This window comes from Helicobacter didelphidarum, assembly GCF_003364195.1.
Lineage (GTDB): Bacteria > Campylobacterota > Campylobacteria > Campylobacterales > Helicobacteraceae > Helicobacter_A > Helicobacter_A didelphidarum.
In genome coordinates this window covers 1-22,651 of record NZ_NXLQ01000028.1, presented here as the reverse complement: position 1 = coordinate 22,651, position 22,651 = coordinate 1, and the positions used below count along the sequence as shown (strand labels likewise).

At 30.0% G+C, this 22,651-nt stretch carries 20 protein-coding genes and 1 pseudogene; 12 read left to right on the top strand and 9 right to left on the bottom strand.

Going from position 1 to position 22,651, the window contains the following annotated elements; translation table 11 throughout:
* Positions 1-145 precede the first annotated feature (145 nt).
* The 6 genes and pseudogenes from CQA53_RS09055 to CQA53_RS09035 form a co-directional block, all read right to left on the bottom strand.
* The gene (locus CQA53_RS09055) at positions 146-502 is read right to left on the bottom strand and encodes a hypothetical protein (protein ID WP_115543681.1); all 357 of its coding nucleotides are present in this window, start codon (positions 500-502) and stop codon (positions 146-148) included.
* 17 nt (positions 503-519) lie between these two features.
* Positions 520-1,002, bottom strand: a complete 483-nt coding sequence (locus CQA53_RS09050) for a hypothetical protein (protein WP_115543680.1) — start codon at positions 1,000-1,002, stop codon at positions 520-522.
* Between the two features lie 335 nt (positions 1,003-1,337).
* Positions 1,338-2,690 carry a ribosome biogenesis GTPase Der gene (der, locus tag CQA53_RS09045; protein WP_342767978.1) on the bottom strand — a complete coding sequence of 451 codons (1,353 nt, stop codon included), beginning with the start codon at positions 2,688-2,690 and terminating at the stop codon, positions 1,338-1,340.
* A gap of 21 nt (positions 2,691-2,711) precedes the next feature.
* Positions 2,712-3,152: pseudogene (locus tag CQA53_RS13660) on the bottom strand (GTPase); the annotation flags it as partial.
* A 342-nt stretch (positions 3,153-3,494) separates the two neighbouring features.
* On the bottom strand, positions 3,495-4,031 hold the full coding sequence (locus CQA53_RS09040) for a hypothetical protein (protein WP_115543678.1): 537 nt from the start codon (positions 4,029-4,031) through the stop codon (positions 3,495-3,497).
* A 243-nt stretch (positions 4,032-4,274) separates the two neighbouring features.
* Positions 4,275-5,216 carry a hypothetical protein gene (locus CQA53_RS09035; RefSeq protein WP_115543677.1) on the bottom strand — a complete coding sequence of 314 codons (942 nt, stop codon included), beginning with the start codon at positions 5,214-5,216 and terminating at the stop codon, positions 4,275-4,277.
* Between the two features lie 120 nt (positions 5,217-5,336).
* On the opposite strand from CQA53_RS09035, the gene CQA53_RS09030 reads away from it, so the two are divergent.
* A complete protein-coding gene (locus tag CQA53_RS09030; protein WP_115543676.1) occupies positions 5,337-5,843 on the top strand; it encodes a peptidylprolyl isomerase in 507 nt (168 codons plus the stop codon).
* Positions 5,844-6,016: 173 nt separating this feature from the next.
* On the opposite strand, the gene CQA53_RS09025 is transcribed toward CQA53_RS09030, so the two are convergent.
* The 3 genes from CQA53_RS09025 to CQA53_RS09015 all read right to left on the bottom strand — a co-directional run bounded on the left by CQA53_RS09025 (position 6,017) and on the right by CQA53_RS09015 (position 8,180).
* On the bottom strand, positions 6,017-6,415 hold the full coding sequence (locus CQA53_RS09025; protein ID WP_115543682.1) for a thiamine-phosphate pyrophosphorylase: 399 nt from the start codon (positions 6,413-6,415) through the stop codon (positions 6,017-6,019).
* A gap of 251 nt (positions 6,416-6,666) precedes the next feature.
* Positions 6,667-7,350 carry a Bax inhibitor-1/YccA family protein gene (locus tag CQA53_RS09020; protein WP_115543675.1) on the bottom strand — a complete coding sequence of 228 codons (684 nt, stop codon included), beginning with the start codon at positions 7,348-7,350 and terminating at the stop codon, positions 6,667-6,669.
* A gap of 182 nt (positions 7,351-7,532) precedes the next feature.
* Complete coding sequence (locus CQA53_RS09015) at positions 7,533-8,180, bottom strand: hypothetical protein (protein WP_115543674.1); 648 nt, start codon at positions 8,178-8,180, stop codon at positions 7,533-7,535.
* Positions 8,181-8,349: 169 nt separating this feature from the next.
* On the opposite strand from CQA53_RS09015, the gene CQA53_RS09010 reads away from it, so the two are divergent.
* The 11 genes from CQA53_RS09010 (at position 8,350) to CQA53_RS08960 (ending at position 22,208) form a co-directional block, all read left to right on the top strand.
* Complete coding sequence (locus CQA53_RS09010) at positions 8,350-9,201, top strand: MnmC family methyltransferase (RefSeq protein WP_115543673.1); 852 nt, start codon at positions 8,350-8,352, stop codon at positions 9,199-9,201.
* Between the two features lie 290 nt (positions 9,202-9,491).
* Positions 9,492-11,378 (top strand): flagellar hook-length control protein FliK, encoded by a 1,887-nt coding sequence (locus tag CQA53_RS09005; protein WP_115543672.1) that lies wholly within the window; start codon positions 9,492-9,494, stop codon positions 11,376-11,378.
* Between the two features lie 555 nt (positions 11,379-11,933).
* Complete coding sequence (locus CQA53_RS09000; protein ID WP_115543671.1) at positions 11,934-12,635, top strand: 5'-methylthioadenosine/adenosylhomocysteine nucleosidase; 702 nt, start codon at positions 11,934-11,936, stop codon at positions 12,633-12,635.
* A gap of 246 nt (positions 12,636-12,881) precedes the next feature.
* A complete protein-coding gene (xseA, locus tag CQA53_RS08995; RefSeq protein WP_115543670.1) occupies positions 12,882-14,327 on the top strand; it encodes an exodeoxyribonuclease VII large subunit in 1,446 nt (481 codons plus the stop codon).
* Positions 14,328-14,534: 207 nt separating this feature from the next.
* Positions 14,535-16,301 (top strand): tyrosine-type recombinase/integrase, encoded by a 1,767-nt coding sequence (locus CQA53_RS08990; protein WP_181882411.1) that lies wholly within the window; start codon positions 14,535-14,537, stop codon positions 16,299-16,301.
* Between the two features lie 15 nt (positions 16,302-16,316).
* Entirely contained in the window at positions 16,317-17,153 is an 837-nt protein-coding gene (locus CQA53_RS08985; protein ID WP_115543668.1) for a hypothetical protein, read from the top strand.
* Between the two features lie 1,166 nt (positions 17,154-18,319).
* On the top strand, positions 18,320-18,694 hold the full coding sequence (locus CQA53_RS08980; protein WP_115543667.1) for a hypothetical protein: 375 nt from the start codon (positions 18,320-18,322) through the stop codon (positions 18,692-18,694).
* 12 nt (positions 18,695-18,706) lie between these two features.
* Positions 18,707-19,291 (top strand): hypothetical protein, encoded by a 585-nt coding sequence (locus CQA53_RS08975; RefSeq protein WP_115543666.1) that lies wholly within the window; start codon positions 18,707-18,709, stop codon positions 19,289-19,291.
* Positions 19,292-19,320: 29 nt separating this feature from the next.
* Positions 19,321-20,820, top strand: coding sequence for a phage tail tape measure protein (locus tag CQA53_RS08970; RefSeq protein ID WP_115543665.1), 1,500 nt, complete (start codon positions 19,321-19,323; stop codon positions 20,818-20,820).
* A 20-nt stretch (positions 20,821-20,840) separates the two neighbouring features.
* Complete coding sequence (locus CQA53_RS08965) at positions 20,841-21,293, top strand: hypothetical protein (protein WP_115543664.1); 453 nt, start codon at positions 20,841-20,843, stop codon at positions 21,291-21,293.
* Between the two features lie 15 nt (positions 21,294-21,308).
* Positions 21,309-22,208 carry a hypothetical protein gene (locus CQA53_RS08960; RefSeq protein ID WP_115543663.1) on the top strand — a complete coding sequence of 300 codons (900 nt, stop codon included), beginning with the start codon at positions 21,309-21,311 and terminating at the stop codon, positions 22,206-22,208.
* Positions 22,209-22,651 lie beyond the last annotated feature (443 nt).

Sequence of the window (22,651 nt, the reverse complement as noted above, 5' to 3'; positions counted from 1 at the left end):
AACGTGTGTGCGAAACTGGTGGATGCAATGATAGGGATGGAGTTGTTGGCTAGAGACGCGTCGTAGGCTGCGTGGAGGATTTTTTTTGTGAGGACACGGCGACCCCGGACATTCCGCACGATAGGTCGTCGGCCACGTCCGAAGTTTATAAAGGACAGGCCTCCACCCCCCTATTAAATTTTAAGGGAGGAGAATCCCCCCCCCCCCCACAGCATTGAAATGATAATTGCGGTATCAAATCCTCACAATCAAGAAATTTAGGTTCATCGCTTTGACCAAATAGTTCAGAATCTTGAAACATAAACTTACTCAAAGCTTTTGATACATTGCTTTTCCCTGTATTATTCTCACCGATGATTAATACTAGCCCACCCATAGAATCTGCCTCTAGATTTGTATTTAAAAGCAATGTTTGGGGTTGTTGTTTCTCATTATAATCTTTATCTCGTGTGCTGATACCAATGTTTCTAAAATTAGAAATCTCCAAAATTCTTTTTTGCATGACTTGCTCCCTTAAAATTAAATTATTTTCCCCAATGCACGATAGAGATTCTCCAATGGGGTTAGAGTTTCTCTCTCTTGCATTGTAGGTATATCTTTTTTTAAAATCTCATTACATGTAAGCAAATAACCCAAAATCTCATCAAAGCGATTCGTGTGTAACACCATAGTGATAAATTCCTCCTTCGTGGAATTTGGTGGAAAAATAAGATTTTTTATCATTTCCCTTTGTTGCGTCCTATCAAGCGGATTTTTCACTCTAATGATATTCTGTACAATATATTGAATCACATTATTTTTATTAATGTAGGGATTTTGCATATAATCAAACAACGCAATCAAATACGAGGGAATCTTCTCCAATTCTCTCTTTTGATATAATTCAATCATCTTATAGAGTGTTGGACGCGAAATCTCTAGGAACTCTGAAAGGTCCATGATTTTTATTTCAAGCTCCCGTAGCTTAGTTCGCAAATTAATATCTTGTGTTTTCTCTTGCATGTAAATCCTTTTAAAAAACACAATTATAATTTATTTTACAAAATATGTCAATATATTTTATATAAAATGTAAAGTTAATACATATATTTACAAATTATGTCTTTTATAGAGTAAAAATACACTATGCTTATTTGATGCAAAAAAATCGCAAAGTGCATCACACCTTATGTGTATTAGTAAAATTTTATACTTACATAAAAAAGTTTATTGTGATTACTTTCTTATTGATATTGTAAAAATTGAGGGAGATTCTAAAATACTTCTGGCTATTTTTATAGAAACTATAGAATCTAAAATTCTATAATATATTATAAAGGAAATAGATTTAAGATAATCTATTCTATTTCCTCATCATTGCTTTGCTTTTTACTTCGTGCTTCTATAATAATTGGAACACCTAAAAACTTAAATTGTTGGCGTAAAATATTAATAAGATAACGTTTATAGCTAAAATGTAAAGCATGTGGTCTATTCATCATAAGGGCAATTTTTGGAGGCTTAGAGTCAAATTGTGTCGCATAATAAATTTTTACTAACTTACCATGATCGCTTGGTATTGGATGTTTTTTAAGTGCATTTTGAATGCAGATATTGAGTTGTGCAGTTGGGATTCTAAATTGAAAATAAGAATAAACTTCTAGAATCTTTTGTTTTAATTCTTTAATATGTTTATGAGTGATACTTGAAATAGTTAGGGTTGGTGCATATTCAAGGAATTTGAACTTATGTTTATAAATTTGCATTTGTTCATCAAATTCTTTTATACGAATATCCCACTTATTAAAAACAACAATCAACCCAAGATGATTATTGCTTGCTATGGAGCTAATCTTTTCATCAAGTTCTACAAAATCCGTGCTACTATCTAAAACAAGCAAAGCAATATCACATTGGCGTAAAATCCTCTGTGTTCTATCAAGTGCGTATTTTTCAATACCATCAATCTTACTACGACGACGAATTCCTGCAGTATCAATAAAAGTGATTCTATAATCTTTGTAAAAAATACTTTCATCAACAGGGTCAATCGTCGTCCCCGCAATGCTTGATACAAGCGAACGATTTTGTTGTGTAAGAGCATTTAATAATGAACTTTTTCCAACATTTGGTCTGCCAATGATTCCCACTGAAATAGTCTGTTGGGTTTTTTCTTTTATATTAGACTCTTCACACATAAACTTATTCGTATCAATATCATTTTGCCATTCTTTAGAATCTTGACCACTTTGAGACTTTTTATTATGTTGGAAAATGTTTGTTTGGGTTTTTTCTTTCGTAAATTGTATAATACTTGCATCATTGTCAAAATAATCCATAAAATCTAGTTCCAATGGTTCAAGAGATTCTGTATTTGAACTAGATATAGCTGGATTTTTTAATTTTTTTGCTTTTATCAGAGATTCTATAATGTCCTCAAGATGTGTAAGTAACTTTGTAATACCGCGATTGTGAGAAACAGAAATTGGAAAAAATTCCACGCCAAAAGACATAAAATGGGATAAATTAAGTGCAATTTTATCATTATCAATTTTATTTAGAACAAGAATAGTTGGCTTTTGTTTATTCAGTTCACGAAATATTTTTATATCTTCATCGGAAGCTATTGGTGTGTTACCATCAACAATATAAATAATAATATCACTTTGTGTTATAATCTGATATGAATGATGGGAAATATTCTCCCGCAAATGCTTAGCAATAAGCTCCTGATCTTTTTTATTACTGAGATTATATTTATGAATATCTTGGTCCTGTCTTGAATACATATTAATATGCTCTATATGTTGATGTGTCATATTGGAATCTGTCGCATACGAAGAATTACTTTTTGTATAAAAAGATTTCAATTTTGTAATTGACAACTCTAAACCACCAGTATCAACAAGAGAAATATTAAATCTTTGAAGGCATAAGTTTCGTTTATTAATATCCCTTGTGCTACCACTAATAGGAGAGGTAATCGCAATATTTTTTTGATTTAGTCGATTGAATAATGAACTTTTTCCGACATTTGGCCTACCCATAATGGCGACTCTTGCAATTGGAAGAAAATTTTGCGTTGTGATATTAGAATCTTGATAAAAATCTTTATTGGATTTTGTAGGATTCTGGAATTTTGTTTGACATTGATTTTTATTCTTTCTTTCCATATTTTGATGAGGCGTGGTATTTTTTTGTTGGTCTTTTTGCATATAATCTTTTTTACTTATACCAAAAAGAGGTGTCTTTACTTTACGTGAGAAATTGATTTTTTTTATATTATTATTTTTTGCCATATATTTTTTATTCTAATTCTTAAACTATGTAGCAGTTTGTTGTATTGTTGAAGTATGGAAAAATTATATTCATTTCTTTAAATTTTGTAAAATCAAATAAACAACAAAACTAAAAATTCCTCTCCAAAGATTCTTATATTTAAAAAAGTTTTAAATATAAGCTACAAGCAGTCCATATTTCAACACATTAAAATGGTAAAAGTTTACTCAATAATCTTAAAATTGGATACCAACATTAAAACCGATTCGATTAATATTCGCTCTTACTCCCCCATCAATTTTTGGTCTTTGCCAAGATCCATCAATACCAACAGATATTGGAACAAGAGGAATCTTTGCATTTATACCATAGTTTAATGCCCAAGTATTATCAAAAGAACCTCCTGTAAATTGAGAATATGCTACACCAACATACGGAGTAAAAATCCATAAATTAACGCCAAACAATGCTCCATATTGTAAATTATTCGTACGTGGCTCTCCTGACACAAGTGTCTGGAGAGCATTATTCGCAGTTATTGTGTCAATAGATTCCCATTTGATAAATGGAGCAACTCTTACCTTACCTGTTTTCAACCATAAACGTCCATACGCTCCATAAGTAAATTCTGTATCATTGTTAAAATTCCAACTCGATACATTCTTAATATCTGTACTCAATACTACCCCAAATTCAATATCGATCAAAGGCAAAGCTTGTGATACACCTACTCCCAAAGTAGCAATGAAAAGGCTTGACTTTAAAATTTTCATAATAAATCCTTGTAAAAAATTGATTTCATAACATAATTATCGACAATAAAATTTAATATTTTATTAATAAAATATTAAATTTTATTAAAAATTGAAATATACGAGTCATATATTAATAACTTCATATTATTGTTCTACAACCTATAAAATACTAGGAAATGCAGAATACAGATTCTATATTTTTATGATATTCTTAATTTTTTAAATCAATATATCACAGGCAACCTAAATCAATCGAACTTTTTACTTCACGCATGCCCTTGTAAGATCACTTGTAGGCAATAATCTATTGTGCACAACCATACATACAAAATCTCGCACCTCATCACTTGAAATAACTACATTTTTTTGTTTTGAGTTGTTTGTTGTATAGAGAAATCCCACAAAACTCCCACCTGAATTAAATAGGGGCAAACCATAAACTGCTGGGTGTTTTTGAATATTTGCAATACTTGAAGTTTTATATGACAACATATTTTTTTCTGTAATAAAAGGAAAAAGCACATTATCGGAACGAGATAAAATAGTATTCTTGAGTGTTCCTGCACGAATTGGTGTATAATAGTGTAAATTTATGCGTTGATGATAGAAACTTTCTGGACGCGTATTACAATAAATATCGGTATAATTTTCTGCACGCAAAAGAGATAACTTTGTGTCGGTTGCTCTCAAACGCAACATAGCAAAACACATAAGAGAATTAGAACTATCATCTTGCATTTTCGCAGTTACGCTCTTTAGATATGCTCCACCCTCTTCATTCATTAAATCAGCTGCAGTAAGTGTATAACCATCTTTTAATAAGATTCCATATCCTTGTTTTTGCACACCATTATCAAATAATGCAGTCAAAAAAACAACTGAATACAAAAAACTTTTCTTTTTCATACCAAGCTGCCCTATTGTTCCGCTTGAGAAAAAAGCATTTTGTGATGAAATACTTTTAGTATTATTTGTAATATTTGATGGTTGATTTTTAGGATTTGATGGCACATTATCTGTGTTTTGTTTTGTATTTCTGCTACTATCATAGCCCGAATTGCTTGTATTATAATTAGAATCTGAAGTATTATTACAATCACCATATAAATCATTACACTCAAAATTTACACCATCAGCATAAAGCCCTTTTGAAAAAACTATAAAGAGCATAATAAATGAGAGATAAAAATATATTTTTTTCATTATTACTCCAAGATTATAAATTCTAGATACATTAAATAAAGCAAAATTATAACATTTATCTTGCAAAATGAAGATAAAATTGATAGAATCTCATATTTATTTAGTTTAAGGAGTTTAAATATGGAAGAACTCAAAGTATTTGAGATTAATAATGCAGAATTAGAAGAATTACAATATGCAGTTATTACAACAGATAAGGGGGCTATCAATATCCAGCTTTTTCCAAAAGATGCACCACAGGCTGTTGGTAATTTTGCTAATCTTGCAAAGTCTGGATTCTATAAAGGGTTAAATTTTCATCGTGTAATCAGCGGCTTTATGGCACAAGGTGGTTGCCCAAAAGGTGATGGCACCGGTGGTCCAGGATATAGAATTAAATGTGAAACTGAAAATAATCCAAATAAACATAATCGTGGCACAATTTCTATGGCACATGCAGGAAAAGACACTGGTGGTAGCCAATTTTTCATTTGTTTTGCTCCACAACCACATCTTGATGGTGTGCATACAACATTTGGAAGAATTCCCGTATGGGATCGGACAAGTTATAAAGTTTTAGATTCCATACAACAAGGAGATAAGATTCTTAATATTGAAATAAAAGAAGAGATTGAACGAGAAAAATAATTTTTTTCCTAATTGATATGACGCTTTTCATTTCATATCATATAAGGATTTTTCAAAGTTTTACTATTTTATTTATAACAGTGGAACATATCTTAAGGTCATTTTATAAACTATAAGTTAGTTTATTTTTACTCGAAAATCACATATATTCGTTTCTATTTCTAAAGACTTATCTATTTATTTGTTTTTAAATTTATCTTTAAAGAACATACTTTATGGAGATTATACGCTTCGTAACGTATTTGTTTAAAAGTCTCACTTTTACCATATCGAACATAATTTTCTAATTTGAGGCATTCCTCTAAAACCCTCGCACTCTCACAAATACGACAAAAATTAGCATGTAAAATTGCTCCGATATCCTCTCGGTATATTTCTGTTGCAATACTTTCCTTTGCAATATCATTAATAATATCTCTTGATTGTAGAATCTCATTATAGTTATCAATGATTGCAAGATGTCGTAGCTTTTTTAGCTGATAAGCAATTTCTTTATCATTATAAATAAAACGAAAAATATCTTCAATAACTCGTATTCCTTCTTTCAATCTATTAAGATTTGCATCTATCATTCTATGAACTAAATATTGATTATCAGATAAAGATATTTTCAAAATATTTCCTTAAGAATTCAACCTAAAAGAAATAAGCAAGAAGTATTCAAAATATATACAAGAATATAAACTAGTATCTAATATATGGAAGATTATCTTATACTTAATCTATGTTACCCCAATGCATAAGATAAATATCTATTTTTTAATATTTATCTTATGCATTGAATCTACATTCAATGCAACTCCTTATTTTTAAATAAAGAAATCTAATCTCTAGAAGACATTCCTAGAATTTGTAACAATGCAGTAAAGACATTGAGAATATCAAGATATAATGCGATAGCTGCCATTATTGGATTATCATATCGTCCTGTTATAATATTTTGTGTGTCATAAGCAATGTAGAGACTAAATACAATTACCACAACACTAGCAATTGCAAACTGCAACATTGAACTTTGAAAAACAAACATATTTAAAAGTGAGAAAACAAATATAACTACAACAGACCAAAATAGTGCAACACCCATATTACCTAAATCTCTTTTTGTTTTAATAGCATAAATACTCATGATTCCAAAAATGATAGTAGTCATAGCTAATGCTTGAGCAATTATGCCCGGATTTTTCATCATAACAACCGCCAAAAGAGGAACAAGTGTCATACCACTAATAAAAGAAAAGAGTGCAAATACAGCTAAATTAATTCCAGGCTTATTTTGCACAAATCCTAATGCAAAAATCAAACCAAGCTCAACAAGAAACAATCCCATTTTATATTGTGCTACCATAGCAATATTTTGCCAACCTACAAGCACACCAACAAATGCTAATAAAAGACTTCCTGCAAGAAACTTGTAAGTAGTCTTAACGAAATTTACTAAAGCTGTATCGCTTTGTGAATAACTTACTCCTGTATCTTGAGTATAGTTTCTATCATAAATTCCCATAATTTCTCCTTATATATTTAAGAATGTATAGAACTTTATCAAATAATTATTAATAAAAAGTTAATCTTCTGACTATAATCAGAAAATATCAAACATCTCATAATGCTAATTGATCTAGATAACAAAGACTATTTTCCCAATTATTGACTTTATTGATTCTATAATATTAGAGAATCTGGGATTTAACTAAGACTCTTCTCTTTCTTTTTTATTTTATTTTTCTCTTCTAACTTGTGGTTTGCAGCCTCAATCAGTGGTATTAATTCATTGTCAACTTTAGGAAGTGCATCAATATAGTTTAACAGAATATCAACATAATCATTCTTTACCAAAAGTGTTAGAAACTCATAAAAATCTCCTTTTTTATTAAAAACCAATTTAGTGTTAAATGGCAATCCACTATAAACTTCCTTGAAATTTTTTGTTTTCAGCATTGTTTTTATGTCAGCATAATTAATTGCATTATAACTTTCTAGTATTGCATTTTTACTATTTTGCATAGCCTCCGATAGATTATGTGTGCGTTCATCAAAAGCATCTATGAAACTAAGTATCATCTTTTGTATTTTATGCTTATTGGCACGTGGCTCACACGTCAGCACACTTTGATAAAATTCATAAATTCCAATCGCCTCTTGCCCAAAATCCATACCCATATCTGATAAATAAAGTCCGATTTTAGTGTCTAAATCATTGGTATCAAGCCAAAAAGCATTTTGAAATAAATCAAAAGCTCGTCGAAAATCTCCCTGAAGAAGATTCTTTAGTCCTTTTTTTTGTAAAGTTTTTTTACTTGGGGAATTTAATGTATTTATATTAATTGTTTGCATATTGTCTCCTTGATTACTATAAAAACTATTACATATTGAAGATAAGTATAGCACAATTTGCTAACGATTAGTTATAATCTACCTTATAAAAAATATAAAATTTATCTTTATTAGAAACATTATTGAAAGATTTTATACATTAATCATATTATACGCATTAGGAATAGCAATGAATGATCAACTACAAGATAATATTGTACGCGGTTGCGATAAAAGCTTAAGTGCCTATAATGTAACATACAAACAAAGCTATCATTCTAAAAGTTTAGGAGCATATAGCGAAACAATTATAAAGCATATTATCCCTGCAGCCCTATTTTTTCGGCATATCACTTCCTCTCGATATACAATCAGCAACAAACAAGATTTCTATAAAAATTTCTCACAAGAAATCCTACAAACAATACATTCCTATCAGAATCTTACCTCACAAGGAATGCCATACACAGATATATATCTTACACAACAAAACTTTTTACATAATCTTTTCAATCAATCTTTGCTAATCAATCAAGCAACAAGTCAACATACCATACACTCCACAATTTTACGTCCAATCAGAATCTTAGATATATGTTTTGGACTAGGATATAATGCTATGTTGGGATTAGAAACATTCCAATGCTGTGAAATTTACTCTCCTGAAAAAGATTATTTATTGCCTGAGCTTCTAAAATTTGACTATACGAACATAGCAAATGCACATAAAATTTTAAATGAACTTCAAAAAAATAGAGTTTATAATCATAAAAAACAAACTCTTTATTTTTTACATGGTAATGCATTACATATTTTAGAATCTTTTCCACAAGGATTTTTTGATATTGTATTTCAAGATGCCTTTAGCCAAGCACAAAATCCAGAACTTTGGAGTAAGCAATATTTTCAAAAACTTGATTATATAACAGCAAAAAATTGCATTATCACAACTTATGCAAAAGCAAAAAATATTTTAGAATCTGCACAACATGCAAACTTTTCTACTATAAAATATGAGCATGGGAGTATTTTTTACAAATGATGATACATAGTTTGACTACAAAAAAATGATTAAAAAGTGAGAAATTACCATGGAATGACTCAATAAAAGTAATCTCAAAAATAACAGTAATTTTACATGTTAAATATAACATATGAAATCTCAATTTTATTATAATTACTTTTTTGAAGTGAATTATAATATTAATTATGATAGGAATAAAACTATTTAGATTTAATAAACTGTTCATTAAATAATAAAACGATTAAGGAATTATTATTGCTTATATTTATTTGAATCATACTTTAAATATTTTTTGCGAGAGGAATATCATGGTTGCTGAAATTAATACTACGGGTGCAGGACAACCTGCTACAATAACAAACAATACAAAACCGCAAGATAGCACAGATCCTACAGCCTTTACAGAAGCTTTGGCACAGAGCGTTGCAAAGAATGAGAATAAAGCTAATGCAACACAGAATACTTCTAAGACAACTGATAAGGAAGAGCAAAATAATGGGAAAAAAGTGCAACAAAAAGGCACAACAAATGTATCAAAGGAAAATAAAGAATTAAAAGATTCAAAAAATAATATAGATACTACACCAAATCCCATCACAACAAAGATAAATAAAAAAGAAACAAAATCAGCCCTCACAAAAGCTCTTAATGGCGAAGAAATACAAGATAGTAAAGCAGAAGAAAGTGAAAATGCTATAGAACTATCACTAGATGAAACAGAGAAAACAAATAAAGACAAAAAAGAGATTCCAACTTTAAATGCACACAAAATATCATCAGCAGAAACAAAAACTGCAACACCACAAAGCATGAATGCTGAAGATCTTACACAAGATTCGGAATCTGAAACTACACTTGATGAAAATTTACAAGAAACTAAAATTGACACCAAACAAAAGGATAAATCATCAAAGGAAATAGAGGCAAAATCGCTTCCTAAAACACTGCTTGATGTGAAAAAAGAGTCTCAAGCACGAAATTTGAATTTAAAAAAGATTGAAATAACTGAACAAGGTAGAAAAAATCAAATCAATCCACAAGATCTCATGGATCGTGAAGTTTTAGAAACTAATCGGGAAAAGCTTGCGAGTTCTTTACATGATAAAGGTATGGGAATTGCAAATTCAATCACAAAAGCCTTACCACAAGCAAATGCTGAAATGAGTGAAAAAGATAAACTTTTAGCAGAATTACTCAATCGTTATGATGCGGTAGCAAATGCAAAAAGAAAGGCACAAAATGAAGCAGAAAAGTTACAATTTAAAGTTGGTAATGGAGATAAATCACTCATTATCGAACGAACAAGTGTTCAGCCCAAAAATATTGTTGAGTCTAAATTCCGCAATGAAAGTATGCAACAAGAATTTTTAGAAAAACTCCATAATATTACAGGCGATGAAGAATTAGGTGAAGTTATAAAAACTAATAAAACAAAGCTTGAACTTCTAGCACAACAAGTAAATCAAGCCACAAAAGAACTTCCTAAAAATACACAAACGACGCTACAAGGATGGGCACAACAAGGACAATTTATTGAACCAGCAAAAGATGTTACGAAAGATTTAGGAGATTCTCACGGAATTGAATTTGAGATGGATACAAACAAGCCTTTTGATGCGTTATTAGCAGACCATGTTAAGACGGATAGTAAACAAAAAGAGGCAGATTCTCAAATCAAAGAAAGTAAAAAAGTTGATGAAAAAGCAAAAGAAAAAATAGATTCTAAACAAGAAGCGACAGCAGTGCATACTAAGCAAGAGGTAAACATGAAAAATGCAATGGCACGAGAAGCAATGAAAAATTTTGCAAGTCAATTCAGAGAAGAAATTATGAACTATAAGCCACCTATCACAAAAATTAATCTTGAACTCAATCCTGCAAACCTCGGGCAAGTAGCAATGACTATATCTAAAAAAGGTAAAGACTTACAAGTTAATATTACCTCAAATGCAAATGTTATGACAATGTTTGTCCAAAATGCACAAGAATTACGACAGAATCTAATGCAAATTGGCTTTAATAATCTTGATTTAAACTTTAACTCTCATGAAGGACAAAATAAAGATTCTAAAAATAATCCAAACGAAGAGAAAAAAGATACTATGAAATTACAAACAATCGATGAAGCCGAAGTAGCTCTACAAAATGGAAGTGTTCCACAATCTGTGGAAATCACTCTACCACAATATGCATAATCTTTTATTCTCATGAAACCTTTTAGAAAATTCTTATAGAATCTCTATATCTATAAAAATAGCATTTTCTTTGTTCTCTGCAAAATAACAAGAATCTAAAATCATCATTGCGAGACAAATCATAGGCTTAGTATAACAATTCATAGACTATGATTTCTAGATTTTTATATACAAAATCTTTCACACTGAAATTATATCTATTTAAAAAATGATCTTAAAATGAACCTACCTTATACTTTCATCTCCGCTCCATACTATTGTTTGAGTCTCTGCTGGAATCTTAGAGAGCAAAGCTATGCCTCAAGTTGCTATCATAATTTTATACATAAAGTGTAATTATTACAACATATATCTAAGCAGACTTGTAAAAAATCCATATCTTTTTAAGATCCAGTTCAGTGATAAATAAAGTGTTTTATAAAAGTAAATATGGGGTCTGTATAATTTTGGGAGTTTACTTATTTAAATAAATAATGAAAGAAGTTCAATGCAATACTCTTTATCTTGATAGATTTATTGTTATAATAATATACGATTTTACACAAAAGGAATGCCATGACTATTGGAATCATAGGTGCTATGCGTGAGGAAATTACACCACTTTTAGAATTTTACAAAGAATATGAAAGAATTGAAGCTGCTGGGAATACATTTTATAAAGTTAATTATAAACAAGTGCATATTATTATTGCATATAGTAAAATTGGTAAAGTCCATGCAGCCATAACAGCGAGTATAATGATTGCAACGTTTGGTTGTGAGCAATTAATTTTTAGTGGTGTTGCAGGTGGATTAACGAAAAAACTAAAAGTTGGAGACCTTGTCTTAGCGACTTCTTTATGTCAGCACGATGTTGATATTAGTGCATTTGGACATGCTTTAGGTTTTATTCCTGAAGGAAAACTTTTTTATGAAAGCGATTCAAAACTTCATAATTTAGCCTTGCAAGTAGCTAAAAATATAGGCTTAAATATTTATGAAGGTATTGTTGCAAGTGGTGACCAATTTATAGCAAGTCAGGAAAAAAAGGACTTTATTACGAAAGAGTTTGGAGCTGTTGCTGTTGAAATGGAGGGGGCAAGTGTGGCTTGCGTATGTGATAATTTTAAGATTCCATGCTGCATTTTCCGCTCCATTAGTGATAGTGCAGATGGGGAAGCAAATGTAAGTTTTGATGAATTTTTAGAATCAAGTGCAAAAGTTAGTGCAAATTTTGTAACAAAACTAATAAATGAAATCGTTGCTGACCTAAGCTAAATTTTTACACCATATAAAGCAATATACTTATTTATTTTTAAAATATTATAGAAAATTTTTGTTGAATATATTTTCAGAATTTAAATTCACAAAAAATTTATATCATTTAAAAAAGATTTTTTAAGTATTTTTTGAAAGCTTAAATTTTTTATAATATTTTTACCATAAATTCATATAAAATTACTTCTTGTATGACTATTTTTTCTATTAAGTAGTTAAATCTACTGGAATCAAATAAGGAACTCTATGCAATCATATACACAATCTCCATATCATATCTTAGAGGTAAGTGAATTGACTATGCAGATTAAATCCATATTAGAATCTGATTTTAGTTATGTTGAAGTTCAGGGTGAGGTAAGTGGGCTAACACTGCATGCAAGTGGACATACTTACTTTAGTCTCAAAGATGATTATGCGGTACTTTCATGCACATTTTTTCGTAATAATATGCGACAAAATCCAATCACACTTAATAATGGTGATAAAATTATTGCAAAAGGCACATTAAGTGTTTTTCCTCCGCGTGGAACATATAGTTTTAATGTAACAAAATGTGTATATGCGGGAGAAGGAAATCTAAAAGCAGAATATGAGAGATTAAAAAAAGATTTAGAATCACGCAATTATTTCATCAAACAAAAGCCATTACCAAAATTTCCAAAAAAGATTATTTTGCTAACAAGTCTTACTGGAGCAGCACTACAAGATATGATAAAAGTTGCAAGTAGACGATTTTGTCTCTGTGAATTTATCCTAATAGATACACTTACGCAAGGAAAAGAGGCAAAATATTCTATTGCTAAAAATTTACAATATGCTGATAGGCTTGGTGCTGATATTTTGGTTCTAGCTCGTGGTGGGGGGAGTATTGAAGATTTATGGAACTTTAATGAAATTGAAGTTTTAGAATCTATTTACCAATGCAAAACACCTGTGGTATCCGCTATCGGACATGAGATTGATTATCTTTTAAGTGATTATGTTGCAGATGTCCGTGCACCAACGCCAAGTGCAGCAATGGAAATGATATTAAGTGATAAAGAAAGTTTGATTATGCAGCTTTTTGATTTAGAAACTATGCTTGGACAATTCTTTGAGCGATTTTTAAGACAAAAGGCTGAAGTTTTGCGAATGCAAAAATATGATATAGAAATCCTAAATCCTCTGAAACGGATTGAACTCTACAAACAACTATTACACAATAATGAAAATACTTTGCGAGATTGTATAAAATTTTTTATCCACAAAAAACGACAACAAACTATTGAATGTAACACATATCTAGAATCTCTCAATCCAACACAAAGAATTGTGGATTATCATAATGTCTTAGAATCTTTGGAACAATCCTTAAGAGAAAATGTAGAAAAAAAGCTACAAACCAAAAATATTATATTACAAACATTGAAATCTTCTTTAGACACATATTTTCACTTTTTCCTTGCAAAGAAACGCAATACTTTGTTGCTAAGTCTTGATTCTTCTATTGCTGTATTCTTACAACAAAAAAGTGTGATATTGCAGAATATTACTCAAATTATTACTCAAATTAATCCTGCTAATCGTTTAGAATCTGGCTTTGTGCAGATTCTAAAGAATAACAAACCTGTGCAAATTAAAGATTTAAAAAGTAAAGATAGAGTGGAACTCGTAGATGTAAGTGGGTCAATCCAAGCAGATATTGTATAAGAGAAATGTAAAATACAATTTACAAAATCATATTGATTGATATACTTTATTACTTTAATTACATATAAATTATAACCTTAAAATTACCCCCCTAAAACCCCCTATTTATCGCTTTACATATTCTTATAAAATATGCTTTTTTGTATTGTGGAATATAAAACTATACATAAAACTATACACAAATATTTTATTCAAAAAGGGTATAAAATGGGGTTTAAAAGCTTACATGAATTAAAAGAGTTTCTAAAAGAGTTTGAAACAGAAATAAGAAATAAAGCTTTTGTTACAAAAAGTGATAAGTTTGCAAATGAGAATGTAAATACAAAGAGTAAAGAAAAACTACTAAGCGATGATACAATCTCTAATCTTTACTTTCATATACGAACAAAGAAAGATAGCTTTACTAAAAGCTTCTTGTATCGTTATAGCTTAAGAAAGAAGCTTTATAGTATTACTTTAGGCAAATATCCACTTTATAGCTTACAAGAGGCAAGAGCTAAAGCAAATGAGTATAATACTATTCTACAATCACATACATTTAGAGAATCTCACAAAGACTTAAAAAGCTATCTTGAGAACATGACTATTACTGAATTAGGCTTTAGTGATGTAGCTACTCAATGGTTTAATATTAAGAACATAAGGCAAGTAACTTATAATGCAAACAAATATTTATTAAAAACATTATTTAAACGATTTACAAACATGCCTTTAGACAAAATCACAAGGCAAGATATAAAAGACTTCTTGCAAGAATATCAGAATAAAGGAAAATTAGCACATTCTAAAAGATTATTCAATGTTTTACAATCAATTTACGAATATGCCTTAAGTAATGATTATGTTGCTACAAGTCCATTCCATAGAATGCAATATAAACTTCTCTTTAAAATGCCTACTACTACTCATCATAAATCATTTAATGAAAATGAGTTAAAAGAGTTCTTAGAGTTCTTGCAAAGTAATAATCCTTTTGTTACTACAAATACAAGTATCTTACACAACAAGACAATATATTACTACATGCTTAAATTCTTAGTGTATGTGCCTTTAAGAATTAAAAACATCGTTCTTTTAGAATGGAGCGAGATAGATTTTCAAGAGAAAATGCTAAGAATACCAGCTAAGAAAATGAAAAATCATAAAAAATTTAAATTACCTTTATCAACACAAGCCTTACATATACTTGAAGTAATGCAAGAATATAAAAAAAGTAACTATGTCTTTGACAGGGATTTAATACCTATAAAAATAATTACTATTCAATTACATAAGGCTTTTTTATATTATATGAATGAATTTAAAAAGGGCAATACATTTGCTAATTATATATGTAATCAAAAGCTAGAAAGAATAAATATAAAGAAAGATAGCAAAGAGTTACAAGACAAGGATAATACTAAAACTTTAGAATCTGCTTCAAACACTCAAGAGCTAGAGAACACAAGCAAAGATGAGGGTAAGGCTTTAGGGAGTGATAAGAAGCTTACTATTAGGCAAATAGCTACTATGTTTGAAGTTAATATTTATGCTTTAAAAACTTATATAGCAAGGCATAAGCAACAATATTTTAATAATACTTATAAATTGAATTTAAAGTATCATTATGCAAAATATGATACGCAAGAAGTATTTATAACAATTATAGATACAGCATTTACACGCAAAGAAAGATTAAATAAATATCTTTCTTTCCGCTTTACCCCGCATTGTATGCGTAGCACTTTCTCAACAATCCTTTATGAGAAAACCCCCTTACATGCTATTGATTTTATCGTTATTGAAATGTGTTTATCTCATGGCATAGGTAATCAAATCATAGCGAGTTATAACCATTCAGAACGAATGCAAGAAAGAAAAGAGTTAATGCAATTTTGGGCTAATTATGTAGATAGTTTGATAGAAGTAAGACAATTAAAAAAGCTTCGTAATGGGAGCTTTGAAATAAATCCTAGCGATACATTACAATTTTAATATAAGGGGTAAATAATGAAACATGATACACAATCACAAGACACAATGCAATCATTCAAAGAATACAAAAAAGCCATTCAGAAGCAAAAGAATACAAGCAAACTTAGTGCGTATGAATTACTTAAGGCTAAAAAAGCATATAACGATACTTTAAGGCTTTTTAGCTGTGAGTTGCAAGACAAAGAGAATACTAAGGCTTTAGAATCTGCTTCAAACATTCAAGAGCGAGACAAACAAGGCTTAGAAGTATTGCAACACAAACAAGACAAAGAGCTACACAACAAAGACAAGCTAAAGAATAAAGGTAAATCAATGATTTCACGCATGAAACAAAGAAGCATGAAACAAAGAGTAAGAAAAAGCCTTAAAGCACATATAAACCTTTTTACTTATAATAGTCTTATGAATAATACATATAGTTCAAACATACCAAATACAAAGCTATTACAAAAGAGATTTAAGGATTTATGCTTAGATACGAAACAAATATACCTTAAATGCTTTATTGAGTATCAAAGTAGCTTTTATATGTGTAAGGTTAATGTGAATGTTTCTAGTATGCTTCTTTTTAGCTTTATAAGAGAATATGAGAAGACAAGCAAAGATGAGGTTAAGCCTTTAGAATCTATTTCAAACATTCAAGACAAAGAACGACAATACATCAATAAAAGAGTTAATAAGGATTTTGTAGTCATAGCAAAGATACATAAACAAGACTATCAAAAGGCTTTAGATATGAATATATTTAACTTGTATCAATATAGCTTTAATGCAAACTGCTATAAGGTTAATAATCTCTTATGCAAGTTTAATTACTTTATGTTGTATAGCAAGATACTAGATAAATGTTAATGTGTGTGTATCAATGTTAGCTAAGGGGGTATGTTTAGCTTATATCCTTATATTGAATAAGAAACAAGGCTTTAATGCTGTTCTTTCTCTTTGAGTTGTAAAAGAATACTTGACTACTCAATCATTTTAATCAATCTTTAGCATGTAACCTTACTTAGCGATTACCTCATCATGTTAGTATAGTTACATGGAATAAGAATTAATATCATTTAATGAATTGCATTGATGAGGTAAGCAAATATTTTATGCCTCTTGCGTGTGCGTGTGTGTAAGGGTTCGACATTGTGTTGAGTGTATTAAGCTAAGACAAGTTACACAACAAAGAGAATACTAAGGCTTTAGAATCTGCTTCAAACATTCAAGAGCGAGACAAGATAAAGGATATAGATTAAATCTACCCCCTTTATTATTTATTCAATCCCTACATTCATTCATATATTTGTATCAATCTTTCTTTCTGTTTTTTCTATATTGTTTGCATGATTATTTCTATGATTATTCTATGCCTTTTAAGCTATCAAATAAGGCTTACAATGAATAAAGAATATTTCACTTAACTTTACATGTCTTTTTACTCTTTTTAATTGTGTAGTGTTTCAGTGTAGGTTTTAGTAATTTTGTCTTTTTACTCTTTTTCTTTGATTTTTTTTATTTTGTGTTCGGTTAAATATCTGATAAGTGTATTTATAGGGATACATTTACGCATTGAAGGCATGTATCTAATTATATAAGGTGTTCGTTTATTGTCGGATAAAGTGTCGGTTATTCGTGTTCTTGTTCGTATTGTTTTAGGGTGTTTTCTTAGTGATTAGGTTAAAGTGTTGTATGAATGTGTAAGGTAAAAAGTCTTATTTTTTTTTATGTAGTTATAAGCTTTAAAAGGTTATAGTTTTAGTGTAGCTTTTAGGTTACCAATAACTAGAGGCTATACATAGAGGCTATGCTAGAAGCCTTTATGTTTGTAAAATATTTGTATGTGTTGTTTCACATTACTAAGAATAAACCCCTTACCCCTTTTATTCTTTGGTAATGTTGCTTCTTTTAGAGAAGGGTTTAATGTTTTTACTTCTAAGACTTCTATTTATTGTAAATCATTATACACACACATTAAACCCTTTTTTAAGAGAAGTATGCGTAACTTCTCTATTCTACATAAAGGGTAAAACATGAGTTTAATACATAGTAAGGAAATACAAAAGGTCATTAACAGGCTTAATAAGAAACAATATAACAAGATATATGAATATAACCTTGTAGAGTTACAAAAGCATTTTACTAATAAAAGCGATTTTAAAGAGTTTATATTGGATGAGTTATGTGAAATAGATGTAGAATATTGGGATTGTATTGATAAGGATTTAATTAATCATTATTCTTTTAAGCTTCAATGTTTTGCATATAGTCTTATTGATGAGATATTTTTTAGAGACAAAGAGGCAAAAGAAGCTTTTAAAAATAAGATATTTCCTGATGTAATAGGCAAGTTAAGCGAGTTACAAAGAGAATATAAGAATGTAGAGATAAAGAAAGAGAAGGATTAAAGGATTAACCACATGGCAAGAAATATACTAAATGAATTAGGCGATAAATCCCCACTTAAAATACTTGCTAAATATTTGCAAGAAGGCAATACATTTTATGCTTTTACTTGTGAAAGTGGGGCGTTACCTTGTAGTGTGCAAAGTTTATCAGTTACAGAAAATGCAGAAGTAAGCGAGTTTCCAGCTGATGACAATACTACTTTTAGCGACAATGTTATATTCTTAGCAAAAAGTGTATCTTGTAATTTGTTTGTTCTCTATGATGATTTAGATAACTTTAGACGCATTCTTAGAGAGGGTAATGTGAGTGAAGGCGGTTTTGCCATTGCTACAATATCAGATTCTTTTATTAATATGCGTTATCTTGAAAGTTCATATAGTGAAGATAGTAACTCTACTAATGGGGTATTTGTAAATATCACATTTAGAGAAACTAAACTTGTAGAAGCTAAGAGCGGGTATCTTGATTATAGGAAAGTTAAAAAGCCTACAAGTGCAAGTGTTGTTAAAAGTGGTAAGGTTGAGGCTAAACCTGTCAAAGATAAAACAACAGCATTGAATATTGTTAATGAGATTAAAAAAAGTTTTAATTTTTAATGTAACAAACTCTAACTAAAAGGATTCACATGCAAATATTAAAAGAGTTAGCTATTAAATTTACAGCTATTACAAAACCTTTACAACAAGCTTTAAATAATGTTGGTAGAGATTTAGAAAGTGTAAATAGCAAAATTGCTAAGGTTGCGGGTGGTTTAGGTTTAGCGTATGGAGCACAAGCCTTGTTATCCAATCTTGTAAAAGCAGGAAGTGAGCTACAACGCTTTAGTGATTTAACAGGCATTAGTGCAAGTGAGACACAAACACTCGGCGAAGTGTTAGAGAAGTTTGGAGGCAATACACAATCAGCACAAACAAATTTACAAGCTATGCAAAAGGCTATGTATGAAGCTTCACAAGGCGGGGACGCTTTAATCAATTTTCAAAAGAAGTTCGGTAAAGGCATAGACTTACAAGGAGGGCAAATTACTGATATTAGAAAAGCCATATTACAATTTGCAGAATCCTTTAAAGGTTTATCAAAACAACAAGCAATAGCAAAAGCAAGGGCGGAGGGTTTTACTGATGATTTTGTGTTGGCATTACAAGAGGGCGGAAGTGCTTTAGCAGATATGCTAGACAATCAAGCTAAACTCAATCTTACAACAGCAGAGGACGCTAAGACTATGCGTAACTTTAGTAATGTTATTGCAGATTTAAGGCAAATACTTATGAAAGTAGCCATGATGATAGCTAAAGTAGTTTTACCTCCTTTGCAATTCATGGCAAAAGCTTTTACAAAATTCTTTACATTCATACAAGGAAATAAAAGGATTGTTCTTTCTGTTTTAATGGCAATAGTTGGGGTTTTGGTTGTAGTTAAAAAAGGATTATTAGCAATAGCGATAGCAAATATGAAAGCATGGTTGCCCTTTTATGCGTTAGGGGCGTTAATCTTAGGGGTAGCAGTAATTATTGAGGATATATGGGGGTATTTAAATGGGGCGGAATCTATAACTGGTAAGTTGGTAAAAAAATATGAATGGTTAGATACAACAATAAAAGCTATTGCAAAAGTATTTAGCGTTGTATGGGATATTGTAAAAGGAATTTGGGCTATTATAAGCCCTATTGTATTTGATATTATTATCATAGCGGTTAAACAAATAGCAAGTATATTTACAGGCATATTTGACATCGTGCAATCAATATTTAATTTTTTTAGGAATCCTAACATGGATTCATTTTTGAATATCATTAACACAATAGGGGATTCAATAAAAAATACTCTTATGATACCTGTTAATACTCTTATGGGATACATTGATAATATTAAAAGTAAATTAGTCAATCTCTTACCAAGTTGGGCGCAAAAGTTATTAGGGAGTGAAGCAAATAGTTCAGATGTTATAACTAACTCTAATTCTAACTTTACTACTACAATAAATAATAACAACCCACAAGTAAGGGCAAACATTACGCAAAACATATCAAGTGCTACCCCGCAAGAATTAGCACAAGGCACAAGCGATTTAATGGTAGGACAGCTAAGAACTGCTGTTGTAAATGGTTCTAGTGGCGGATATTAATCAATTAAAAAGGATATACAATGAATGATACAACAATAGAAAATGTAAATGAATTTGTAGTTGAGGGGAAAAAGATTAGATTTAAGCCTTTAACAATGGGCGAGGGTTTAAAAATAAGTTCTCATCTTACTTCATGTATGGACATGTCTAACTTTGATAATATGGGTAACAACGATATAAAACAGAATTTAGACTTAGGGAAATTCATGAATAAAACAATGAATTTAATCGTATCTAAAATTGAAGTATGTTTTATTCGTGATAATGGTGTAGAGAATTGGCAAAGTCTTGAGAATATAGAAAGTGTAAGCATATTTTTTAAGAGTCCTTTTGTATTTATAAATTTTACTACTTGCTTTATGCACTATATCACACCTCTTGTAACTTCAAATTTCACACAAGAACAACGCTTAAGCGTAGCACAACAACAAATCGAAGTCAATCAGAAGCTAGACACTCAAAAAAACCCATAAAATCGGTAAAACTCCATGAGTAAATCAAATGTAAAAATCTTGTATGAATATGATTTTAGCAATGAGTTACAAGCGTTTGATGAAATAACTTTTAATGAATTGCATGATGAAAGAAATACAAATGATGAGTTAAAACAAGAATTTGACAAAGAAATACAAAGCGATAGTATTCTTAATGACTTTCCAAACTTACATGATGTAGATACTAGCTTATATAATACTTGCTTACATGATGATGATATGCTAAACACTCAAGACAAACAAGGCTTACAAACACTAGAGAATAAAGGCTTACAAGATAGCTTAAGCAATAAAGACAAAGAGAAGTTAAAGAGTAAAGAGCTAAGCAAAGATGAGGGTAAAACTTTGGAATCTGCTTCAAACATTCAAGAGCGAGACAAAGACACGCTAAAGAATAAAGGTAAATCAATGACTACAAAGAACAAGCTAAGCACTCAAGACAAAGAGCTACAAGAAAGAAGCAAGACACATGCAGAACATACAATCAATCAAGACTTATTACAGAATCTTAAAAAAGAATTTCATATATACAAAGAGGCTTTTATATATGCTTTAAAAGAATATCTACAAGGCAATACAAACATTAAGCAAGTGTGCTTCAAACATGGTATTGATAGAGTTTCTTTTTATAATCTTATAAAGCGATTTGAGAAGCAAACAAACCTTAATACAAAACACATAGCTACTACAAATAAAAACTTACTCAATGAATATGCAAATATCATCAAGCATATCAACAACCTAAAAAACAATCAATATAGCTTTTTATCTCTTATAGGCTATGATTTAGAACATGAGATTAATCCTACACTTAAGGCATATAATCAAGTAAAGACAGAATTACAAACTATCAAAGGCTTTTTAAAAGATATAAATACAAATACTTCAGAATGAGTAGTTTAACAAAACTTATAGAATCTAGCCTTAAATATTTCTCTTAATTCTTTTGAGTTGCAAGACAAAGACAAGATAATCATTACATTTTAAAGGGGGTATGTTTAGCTTATATCCTTATATTGAATAAGAAACAAGGCTTTAATGCTGTTCTTTCTCTTTGAGTTGTAAAAGAATACTTGACTACTCAATCATTTTAATCAATCTTTAGCATGTAACCTTACTTAGCGATTACCTCATCATGTTAGTATAGTTACATGGAATAAGAATTAATATCATTTAATGAATTGCATTGATGAGGTAAGCAAATATTTTATGCCTCTTGCGTGTGCGTGTGTGTAAGGGTTCGACATTGTGTTGAGTGTATTAAGCTAAGACAAGTTACACAACAAAGAGAATACTAAGGCTTTAGAATCTGCTTCAAACATTCAAGAGCGAGACAA